Here is a 10,038-nt window from a genome sequence, read left to right on the forward strand (position 1 = left end):
GGATGGGCTGGCTGTCGCGCCTGTTCGGCGGCTCTGATCCCGCGCCCGCGGAGACGGCCCCGGCGCTCCCCGCCGCACCCACGAGCGACGACATCCTCGCGGCGCTCGACCGGGTGAAGGCCGAGACGGAGGGGCGCGTCGCCCCGTTCGTCGCGGCGCGCATCCGACGGATCGACGAGACCGTGCGCGAGATGGTGCCCCGGCTCGACCGCCTCGGCGGCATGAGCCAGCAGGGCCACACCGTCGTCGCGACCGCCACCAGCTACCTGCCGGAGGCGGTGGAGGGCTACCTCCGCCTGCCCCGCGACTTCGCCGACCGTCGCGCCGTCCACAAGGGGAAGACCTCGCTGATGATCCTGACCGACCAGCTCGACATCCTCGGAGGGACGCTCGACCGCATCTCGGACGCCGTCTCGCGCCAGGACGCGTCGGCGCTCATCGCGCACGGGCAGTTCCTGGCCGACAAGTTCGCGGAGTCGTCGCTCGGCGGCAACTCGCTCGAGGGCGGTCCGGTGGGCGGCGGCTCCACCGCGCCGGCCGGTCCGCAGCAGAGCGGCCCGCTGACCCCGCCGAGCGCCTCGTGACCGCGCTCGCCCCGGCGCTCGACGCCCTCGTGCTCGCCGGCTCCGCGGCCGGACTCGACGCCGCCGCCGTGCGCGACGAGGGCGCCCGCCTCGCGGCCGCCGTCGCCGAGTCGATCACCGGAGCCGGCCCCGACTGGCTCGAGGCGACCGGCACGTCCGGCGGGCTCGAGTCCTTCTTCACCGCCGCCTCGAGCGCCCGCCGCTGGCGCAGCGGCCCGACCGACCACCTCGCCGTCCTCGTGCGCGCCGGATCCGACCACGCACCCGCCTATGCGCGGGCGCTCACCGAGGTCGTCTCGGCCGCCAGCGCGCTCGGCGACCCCGGCATCGGAGGCATCGCCTCGGCGTCCGCGACCGCCGCGGCCCAGCTCGGGGCGATCCCGCAGCGGGAGGCGCCCCGCGCTTCCCGCGCACCGGCCGCACCCGCCGGACCGAGCGACTCCCTCTTCTCCGCCCCCGATCTCCTCCCGCAGGGCGTGCCCGGAGTCGACGAGATCCTCGCGCGCCTGCGCCGCACCGAGCACGACGGGCCGCAGGACGAGCCGGGCGGACCGACCGCGGCCGCCCCCTCCGCGTCCCCCGTCGCCCAGGAGGAACCCGAGGAGCTCCCTCCGCCCGAGTCGATCGACGACCTCATGGCCGAGCTCGACGCCCTGATCGGCCTCGACCGGGTGAAGAGCGAGATCAAGCGGCAGACGCAGCTGCTCCGGATCGACACGCTGCGGCAGGCGGCGGGGCTCTCCACTCCGACCCTCACGCGCCACCTCGTCTTCACCGGCAACCCCGGTACCGGCAAGACCACCGTCGCCCGCCTCGTCTCGCGCATCTACCGCTCGCTCGGGATCCTCTCGAAGGGCGTGCTGGTCGAGGTCGACCGCTCGGAGCTGGTCGCCGGCTATCTGGGGCAGACGGCGACGAAGACCGCCGAGGTGATCGCGTCGGCCCGCGGCGGGGTGCTCTTCATCGACGAGGCCTACGCGCTCGCGCTCGACCAGTACGGCGCCGAGGCGGTCACGACCCTGGTGAAGGACATGGAGGACCACCGCGGCGACCTGGTCGTCATCGTGGCGGGCTACTCCGGGCCCATGCAGGGCTTCCTCGACACCAACCCCGGCCTCGCGAGCCGCTTCTCGACCACGATCGACTTCGCCGACTACACCGACGACGAGCTGTCGGCGATCTTCGCGCGCCTGGCAGCCTCCGCCGATTTCGAGCCGACGGAGGAGGCGGTCGCCGCGTTCGCCGAGCTCGCGTCCGCGCAGCAGCGCACCGAGGCGTTCGGCAACGGCCGGTGGGTGCGCAACGTGCTCGACGCCGCCATCGCGCGCCACGCCTGGCGCCTGCGCGACGTGGAGGAGCCGACGCTCGACGACCTGCGGATCCTGCAGCCCGAGGACATCACCGAGAGCGCCGAGGCCGCGGAGGAGACTCCCGCACTCGACGCCCTGCCGACGGAGGAGACCGCATGAGCACCGCGCCCGCCGCCCGCCCCGCCGCCGCGCCCCCGCAGCAGGCTCCGGCGCCACCGCTCGTGCAGATCGCGAATCGTCCCGCGGCGAAGAAGCCGTCGCTCCTCGTCCGCGCCACCTCCACCACTCCGCGCCTGTTCCGCACCCTCCTGGTCCTCACGGCGCTCGCCGCCGTGCTCTTCGGGCTCTTCGCCCAGCAGACCGGGGCGCTGCAGGCCCGCGCGGCCGCCGAGGCCCGGGCGCAGTCGGCGCAGCTCGTCGGCGTGCAGGAGGTGCGGAACCTCCTGGTCGACGCCAATGCCGTCGCGGCCAACACGTTCCTCGTGGGCGGTCTCGAACCGGCGGAGCAGCGGCAGCGCTACTCGACGAGCCTCGCCGAGGCGACGTCGCGGCTGACCGCTCTCGCCGCGGCCGAGCCGGCCGACGCGCGGCTGCTCGCGACCGTCGCCACGAAGGTCGCCGTCTACAGCGGCCTCGTCGAGCAGGCCCGGGCCAACAACCGCCAGGGCTTCCCCGTGGGCTCGGCCTACCTCGACCAGGCGTCGGCGCAGCTGACCGACGCCGACGACGGGATCCTGGAGGATCTCGAGTCGCTCGTCTCCCAGGGCGCCGACCGGGTCGCGAGCGCGTACGACACGGTCCGCTTCGGCGTCCTGCTGATGATCGGCTCCCTCGTGATGCTGCTGGTGCTGATCGCCGCGCAGATCGCGCTCGCGCGGCGGACGCACCGCTACCTCAACCGGCCGCTCGCGACCGCGACGGGGCTGCTCCTGCTGCTCGGCATCGCCGGCACCGGGGTCTACGGAGTCGCGGCCTCGAACGCCGCGACGGTGCGCTCCGAGAGCTACCGCGCCACCCTCGCCGTCTCGCAGGCGCTCACCGCCGCGACCGACGCGAAGTCGCTCGAGAGCTTCACCCTGATCAAGCGCGGCTCGGGAGCGGCCCTCGAGGCCGACTTCCAGGAGGCGGCGACCGAGGCCGAGCGCCAGCTCCAGCGGGGCATCGAGAGCGGGATCGTCGACGGGTCGCTGCTCGGCGTGCTGCAGTCCTGGCTGACCCTGCACGACGGCATCCGCCAGGCCGACGACGGCGGGCGGTGGGACGACGCCGTCGCCCTCGCCGTCGCCACCGGGGACGGCTCGGCCAACGCCGCGTTCACCGCGTTCCAGGTCGACGCCCGCGAGACCGTCCGCACCGACGCCGCCACCGCGTCCTCGACGCTGGGGGAGTGGAGCTCGATCTCCTCGCTCACCTCGTGGGTCCTGCTCGCCGCAGGGCTCGTGGCGGCCGTCCTCGCCTCGCGGGGCGTCTCGCAGCGACTGGAGGAGTACCGATGAACCGGATCCGCACCGCGGCCCTCGCGCTCGTCACGGCGGCGGTCCTCGCCGTCTCGGGCTGCACCACGGGAGCCGACGACCTCGGCACGCTCGTGTCGGCACCGGCCGAGACCGCCACTCCCGCGCCGACCACGACCGCCGCGCCGCCGACCACGGACTGCACGCCGTCGGCCACCACCTCCTACGCCCCCACGGGCGTCACCGACAGCGCGACGCTCACCGAGATCCGCGACCGCGGGTCGCTCCGGGTCGGCGTCTCGGCCGACACCCTCCTGATGAGCGCGCGCAATCCGCTCACCGGCACGATCGAGGGGTTCGACATCGACATCGCCCGCGAGATCGCCCGTGCGATCCTCGGCAGCCCCGACGCGATCACGTACGTCGTCATCACCTCGGCGCAGCGCCTCCCCGCCCTGACCGGCGGCGAGGGCGCGCCCCAGGTCGACCTGGTGGCCCGCACGCTGACGATGACCTGCGACCGCTGGAGCACGATCGCGTTCTCCTCCGAGTACTACGGAGCGGGACTGAAGCTGCTCGTCTCGGCGAGCAGCGACGCGACGAGCGTCCAGGAGCTCGAGGCGGCCGACGAGACGCAGCAGGTCTGCGCCCCGCGCGCGACCACGACGCTCAGCCGGCTCGAGAACGAGTACCCGGGAGTGGAGGCGGTGGCCGCCGACACGCACACGCAGTGCCTCGCGCTGTTCCAGGAGGGATCCGTCGACGCGATCGCGGGAGACGACACGATCCTCGCGGGCTTCGTCGCGCAGGACCCCTACGCGAAGGTCATCGGCGAGCCGCTGAGCTCCGAGCCGTACGGCCTGGGAATGGCGGCCGACGACGTCGACTTCGTGCGCTTCGTGAACGGCGCGCTCGACTCCCTCCGCTCGGACGGCCGCTGGCAGAGCATCTACGACCGCTGGCTGGGCGAGCTCGGCGAGGCCGCGCCGCCCGAGCCGGTCTACGGGCGATGACGGCGGGCGCCCCAGGCGCGGAGGGCACCCCGGTCGCGCCGGGCCGCCTGGGCGAGGCGATCCCGCAGCGCGAGCTGTTCGAGTACCTCGCCCAGCTGACCCGCTGGCTCGACCGCACGGGCCGTGAGCTGACCCGGCTGGACGCGGCGGCGCTCGCGTCCCCGCAGGCCGACAGCTACACCTCCGACATCGTGCTCGCCCAGTCACTGCGCGAATCGGTCACCCGGCGGCTCGCCGAGCTCGAGACCGTCTGGGACTCCGGTCGGGTCGACTCCGTCGCCCGGGAGCGGATGTCGCAGCTCATCTGGGGACGGCTGGACGCGGCGAGCGGGCGCGGCGGGAGCGCGGCGGTCTCGCTCGTCGAGGCCGTGCGCCTCTGCGACGCGGTCGTGGGACAGCTCAAGTCGCGACTCGAGCTCGACCCGAGCGGCACCGACACCGCGGGACGCATCGTGGGGGTCCGGGCCGAGATCGAGCGCTGCCGCGACCTCACGCAGGACGCGCGCGGAGTGGTCGACCGGCCCGCCGCGCAGCGCGTCGCCGTCCTGCGCTCTCGCCTGGACGCGCTGGCCGAGAAGGCGGGCAGGGGAGCCGACGTGTCGGGTCCGCTCGGACAGCTCGAGAGCGACTCCGCCCGCCTCGAGCGCGATCTGATCATCGCCGCGTCGCAGCGCCGCGGGCTCGAGCGCGACCGGCAGCGCGCCCGCGAGCTGGCCGAGGCCGCCGAGCGCCGCGAGACGCCGCTCCGGGAGCTGGTCGCGCGCTGCCGGCGCGAGATCGCGGATCCGCCCCGCCTCGCCGTGCCCGACGTCTCGCGCCTGGGTGAGGCGCCCGCGGACCGAGACGGTCTGGACGAGTACCTCGGCCGCCTCACCGCGGTCGGGCGGGCGTTCGACGCCGTCGAGGCGGCCTACACGTCTCCGTTGCGGGAGCGGGCCGCGCTCGGCTTCCGGCTGCGGGCGCTCCGCGAGCGCGCCGCGGCGAACGGCCGCGCCGTCACCGCCGTGGGACGGGCCGCCGAGGAGGAGGTGCGCGCCGCGCTGGAGGCGGTGCCCTGCTCCGTCCCGCTCGCCCGTCACTTCGTCGAGCAGTACGACGTCGTCACCCGAGATCTGCCGCACCACCGGAAGGCCACCCCATGAACGGCGAACCCTGCACCGCGACTCCGGGCTGCACCGGGACGATCGAGGACGGCTACTGCAACGTCTGCGGATCCCCGCCCGCGGAAGGGGGCGCGGGTCCGGCCGCCTCGACGCCGACCGCACGACGAGCCGCCCCGACCGCGGCTCCCGCCACCGCCTCGGCCGCCTTCGGCACCGGGTTCGTCGAGGGCGCCCCGAACACCGCCGCCCCGGTGGGATCCAGCACCGAGGAGGCCGCGACCGCGCGCAGCGGACGCACCTCCTCCGCCCGGCTGGCGACCGCCGCCCTCGGTTCCGCCCGCACCGCGCAGACCGGCTCGAAGGTCACCCGCCGCGTCGGCACCACCTCGACGCGCCTGCGCGGACCGCGGCTGGGCGCCGGCCTGACGACCGTGCCCTCGCGTCCCGCGGCCGATCCGATGGCCGCGCTGATGACGGAGGCGGTGCTCCCCGAGCGCAAGCGCTTCTGCTCGAACTGCGGCACCGCCGTGGGCCGCGGACGCGACGGCAAGGCCGGCCGCACCGAAGGCTTCTGCCCCAACTGCCGCACCCCCTTCTCGTTCACCCCGCAGCTGCAGAAGGGCGACGTGGTGGGCGGGCAGTACGAGGTCGTCGGCTGCCTCGCCTACGGCGGACTGGGCTGGATCTACCTCGCTCGCGACCGCAACGTCTCGGGGCGCTGGGTGGTGCTGAAGGGCCTGCTCAACTCCGGCGACCCGGACGCGTACGCCGCGGCCGTCACCGAGCGGCAGTTCCTGGCCGAGGTCGAGCATCCGCTGATCGTCGAGATCTACAACTTCGTGCTGCACGAGGGCGCCGGCTACATCGTGATGGAGTACGTCGGCGGCCCCAGCCTCAAGCAGATCCTCAAGGAGCGGCTGGAGGCGAACGGCGGCAGCGCGGATCCGCTGCCCGTCGACCAGGCGCTCGCGTTCGTGCTCGAGGTGATGCCCGCCTTCGCGTACCTGCACGACCACGGACTGCTCTACTGCGACTTCAAGCCCGACAACATGATCCAGGTCGGCGACCAGGTGAAGCTGATCGACCTCGGCGGGGTGCGCCGCGCCGACGACGACGACTCCGCGATCTACGGCACCGTCGGCTACCAGGCGCCGGAGGTGCCCGAGGTCGGCCCGTCGATCGCGTCCGACGTGTACACGATCGGACGCACGCTCGCCTCGCTGGTGCTGGACTTCCGCGGGAACCAGACGACCTACGTCGCGTCCCTCCCGCCGGTGTCCGAGACTCCGCTGTTCCAGCGCTACGACTCCTTCTACCGCCTGGTCGCGAAGGCGTGCGCGCCGGATCCGCAGGACCGGTTCGCGACGGTCGACGAGATGCGCGGGCAGCTGCTGGGCGTCCTCCGCGAGGTGGTCGCGACCGACCGCGGCCCCGGGCACCCGTCGCTGCACTCGACCGAGTCGGCGCTCTTCGAGGCGCCGGTCGCCGACGTGGTCGACCGCCCGCTGCCCTGGGACGCGCTGCCGCTGCTGAAGATCGACGAGTCCGACGCCGCGAAGGCGTGGCTCGCGGGGGTGAACGTCGCCGACCCGATCGTGCGCCTGCGCGCACTCGCACTCGCTCCGACCGTCACGGTCGAGGTGCGGCTCGCCCGTGCCCGCGCCGCAATCGAGGCCGAGCGGTGGGACGAGGTGACGCGTGCGACGGGCGAGATCCTGGCGGAGGACCCGTGGGAGTGGCGGGCCGTCTGGATGAGCGGTCTCGCGCAGCTCGCGCACGGCGACGACATCGGCGCCCGCGCCTCCTTCAACACCGTCTACGGGCAGGTGCCCGGCGAGCTGGCGCCGAAGCTGGCGCTCGCGGCGGCGTGCGAGTCGAGCGGCGAGCCCGAGGTGGCGGAGTCGCTCTACGTGATCTGCGCCCGCTCGGATGCGAACTACACGGCGCCCGCAGCGTTCGGGCTCGCCCGGGTGCGGCAGGAGCGCGGCGACCTCGACGGAGCGCTCGACGCGCTCGACATCGTCACGCCCACCCGCTCCTCGTTCCTCGACGCCCGCCGGCGCCGGGCCGAGCTGCTCGCCGAGTCGGGCCGCGGACTGCCCTCGCTGTCGGCGGCGCTGTCGAGCGTCGACTCGCTCGCGATCGACCCGCGCACCCGGCTCGAGCTGACCACCGGGGTGCTGGAGTCGGCGCTGGAGCTGGTGCGGCGCGACGGACCCGCCGAGGGGGCGATGCTCGGCACGGTGGAGGCGACCGAGCCGGCGATCCGCGACGGACTCGAGGCGTCCTACCGGGCGCTCGCGGCGTCCACCCGGGAGCGCGAGCAGCGGCTCGAGCTGGTCGACAAGGCGAACGCGGTGCGCCGCTGGACGATGACGTGAGCGGGGGAGAGGGCGTGAGTGCGAGCGACGCGACTCCGGAGGAGAGCGCCGACGCGGCGGGTCCCGTCGAGTCGCCGACGATCGAGTCGGCGCCCGAGCCGCTCCCGGTCGCCGAGTCCGCTGCGCTGTCCACCCCGTGCCCCGTCTGCGGCGAGCCGGTCACGGCCGGCGACGCCTTCTGCGAGGCGTGCGGAGCGACGCTGATCGTCGCGGCCGCCGCGACCGCGCCGCCCGCCGCCGTCGAGGGTGCCCGCGCCGCCTGCGTCTTCTGCGGAGGCGCCGTCGCCGACGACGGCTACTGCGAGCAGTGCGGCCAGCGGGCGCCGACCGAGCGCGAGCACTGGGCCGAAGCGCCGCATCCGCTCGTCGGAGGCGTCTGCGATCGCGGGATCCGGCACGCGGCCAACGAGGACGCGATGGCGATCGGCGCGGTGGCGTCCGAGGACGGCGCCCTGCGCACGGCCCTCCTCGTCGTCTGCGACGGCGTCTCGTCGACCCCCGACTCCGACACCGCGTCCCTCGCCGCGGCCCGCGCCGCGCTGAGCGCGCTGCAGGCCGAGGTCGGCGGCGGGGCGCGCGGTGCCGAGCGCTGGGGGGCGCTGCTGCAGATGGCGACGGCGCGCGCCTCCGGAGCGATCGACGCGGCCGTGCCGGAGAAGCGCGACAACCCGCCGTCGTGCACGTTCACGGCCGCGATCCTCGAGGGGTCGCTGCTGGTCACCGGCAACGTCGGCGACAGCCGCTGCTACTGGATCCCCGACGCGGGGACGCCGCGGCAGCTCACCGTCGACGACTCGTGGGCGCAGGAGCAGATCGCGTCCGGGATGAGCCGGGCCGAGGCCGAGACCTCGCCGGACGCCCACGCGATCACCCGCTGGCTCGGCGCCGACGCGCACGACGAGGAGCCGCGGCTGTCGACCACAGTGCTCGACGAGCCCGGCTGGGTGCTCGCGTGCTCGGACGGACTGTGGAACTACGCCTCGCCCGCCGAGGACCTCGCCGACGTGCTGCACGACGCCGAGCAGCGCGTCGGCGGCGATCCGGTGACGCTGGCCGAGGCGCTCGTCGCGTGGGCGAACGCGCAGGGCGGGCACGACAACATCACGGCGGCGCTGGCGCGCTTCGAGGTGGCCGCGGACTAGCGGGTCCGTCCAGTCGGCCGGGGGTCGTCTGGACGAATCCGCCACTCCTCCGATCGGTGCGCTCCCTACGCTCGACCCCATGAGCCTCGCCGAGTCCCGCACCGAGCTGTCCATCGTCGGCCACTGGATCGACGGGGCGCCCTCCGTCTCCTCGTCCGGTCGGACCGCCCCCGTCTACGACCCGGCGCTGGGAGTCGTGAGCCGCGAAGTGGCGCTCGCCGACGCCGCCGAGATCGACGCGGCCGTCGCCTCCGCGAAGGCCGCCTTCCCCGCCTGGCGCGACACGTCGCTGGCGAAGCGGCAGCAGATCCTGTTCCGGTTCCGCGAGCTGCTCGAGTCGAAGAAGGGCGAGCTGGCCGAGATCATCACGTCGGAGCACGGCAAGGTCGTCTCGGACGCGATGGGCGAGATCACGCGCGGCCAGGAGGTCGTGGAGTTCGCCACGACCCTGGCGCACCACCTGAAGGGCGAGTACTCGGAGCAGGTGTCGACGGGCGTCGATGTGTACTCGACGAAGCAGCCGCTGGGCGTCGTCGGGATCATCTCGCCGTTCAACTTCCCCGCCATGGTGCCGATGTGGTTCTTCCCGATCGCGATCGCGGCGGGCAACACGGTCGTCGTGAAGCCGTCCGAGAAGGACCCGTCAGCGGCGATCTGGCTCGGAGCGCTCTGGAAGGAGGCCGGCCTGCCCGACGGCGTGTACACCGTGCTGAACGGCGACAAGGTCGCGGTGGACGGGCTGCTGGAGCACCCGGACGTCCGCTCGATCTCGTTCGTGGGATCGACTCCGATCGCGCAGTACGTGTACGAGACGGGGACGAAGCACGGCAAGCGCGTGCAGGCGCTGGGCGGGGCGAAGAACCACATGCTGGTGCTGCCCGACGCCGACCTCGATCTCGTGGCCGACTCGGCGATCAACGCCGGCTTCGGCTCCGCGGGCGAGCGCTGCATGGCGATCTCGGTCGTCGTCGCGGTCGAGCCCGTCGCGGACGAGCTGATCACGAAGATCCAGGACCGCGCGTCGCAGCTGCGCATCGGCGATGGGCGTCGC

8 protein-coding genes are annotated in these 10,038 nt (G+C 74.2%); all 8 read left to right on the top strand.

The genetic code is table 11. The annotated features are described in order from the left end of the window. Positions 1-2: 2 nt before the first annotated feature. Positions 3-584 carry a hypothetical protein gene (locus tag ASF46_RS03255; RefSeq protein ID WP_056866405.1) on the top strand — a complete coding sequence of 194 codons (582 nt, stop codon included), beginning with the start codon at positions 3-5 and terminating at the stop codon, positions 582-584. After that, a complete protein-coding gene (locus ASF46_RS03260) occupies positions 581-2,053 on the top strand; it encodes an AAA family ATPase (RefSeq protein WP_056866406.1) in 1,473 nt (490 codons plus the stop codon). The genes ASF46_RS03255 and ASF46_RS03260 overlap by 4 nt, the downstream gene beginning before the upstream one ends. Further along, positions 2,050-3,390, top strand: coding sequence for a hypothetical protein (locus ASF46_RS03265; protein ID WP_056866407.1), 1,341 nt, complete (start codon positions 2,050-2,052; stop codon positions 3,388-3,390). Before ASF46_RS03260 ends, ASF46_RS03265 begins: the two co-directional genes overlap by 4 nt. Then, a complete protein-coding gene (locus ASF46_RS03270) occupies positions 3,387-4,361 on the top strand; it encodes a glutamate ABC transporter substrate-binding protein (protein WP_056866408.1) in 975 nt (324 codons plus the stop codon). The genes ASF46_RS03265 and ASF46_RS03270 overlap by 4 nt, the downstream gene beginning before the upstream one ends. Then, positions 4,358-5,503: a hypothetical protein gene (locus ASF46_RS03275; RefSeq protein WP_056866409.1), complete on the top strand. Its 1,146-nt coding sequence runs from the start codon at positions 4,358-4,360 to the stop codon at positions 5,501-5,503. The genes ASF46_RS03270 and ASF46_RS03275 overlap by 4 nt, the downstream gene beginning before the upstream one ends. Further along, the gene (locus tag ASF46_RS03280) at positions 5,500-7,845 is read left to right on the top strand and encodes a serine/threonine-protein kinase (RefSeq protein ID WP_056866410.1); all 2,346 of its coding nucleotides are present in this window, start codon (positions 5,500-5,502) and stop codon (positions 7,843-7,845) included. Before ASF46_RS03275 ends, ASF46_RS03280 begins: the two co-directional genes overlap by 4 nt. Positions 7,846-7,859: 14 nt before the next feature. Further along, positions 7,860-8,987, top strand: a complete 1,128-nt coding sequence (locus ASF46_RS03285; RefSeq protein ID WP_235576840.1) for a PP2C family serine/threonine-protein phosphatase — start codon at positions 7,860-7,862, stop codon at positions 8,985-8,987. Between the two features lie 79 nt (positions 8,988-9,066). Continuing rightward, the coding region (locus tag ASF46_RS03290) for an aldehyde dehydrogenase family protein (RefSeq protein WP_157602375.1) at positions 9,067-10,038 on the top strand (972 nt) is incomplete at its 3' end.

The organism is Rathayibacter sp. Leaf296 (genome assembly GCF_001423045.1).
Taxonomy (GTDB): domain Bacteria; phylum Actinomycetota; class Actinomycetes; order Actinomycetales; family Microbacteriaceae; genus Rathayibacter; species Rathayibacter caricis.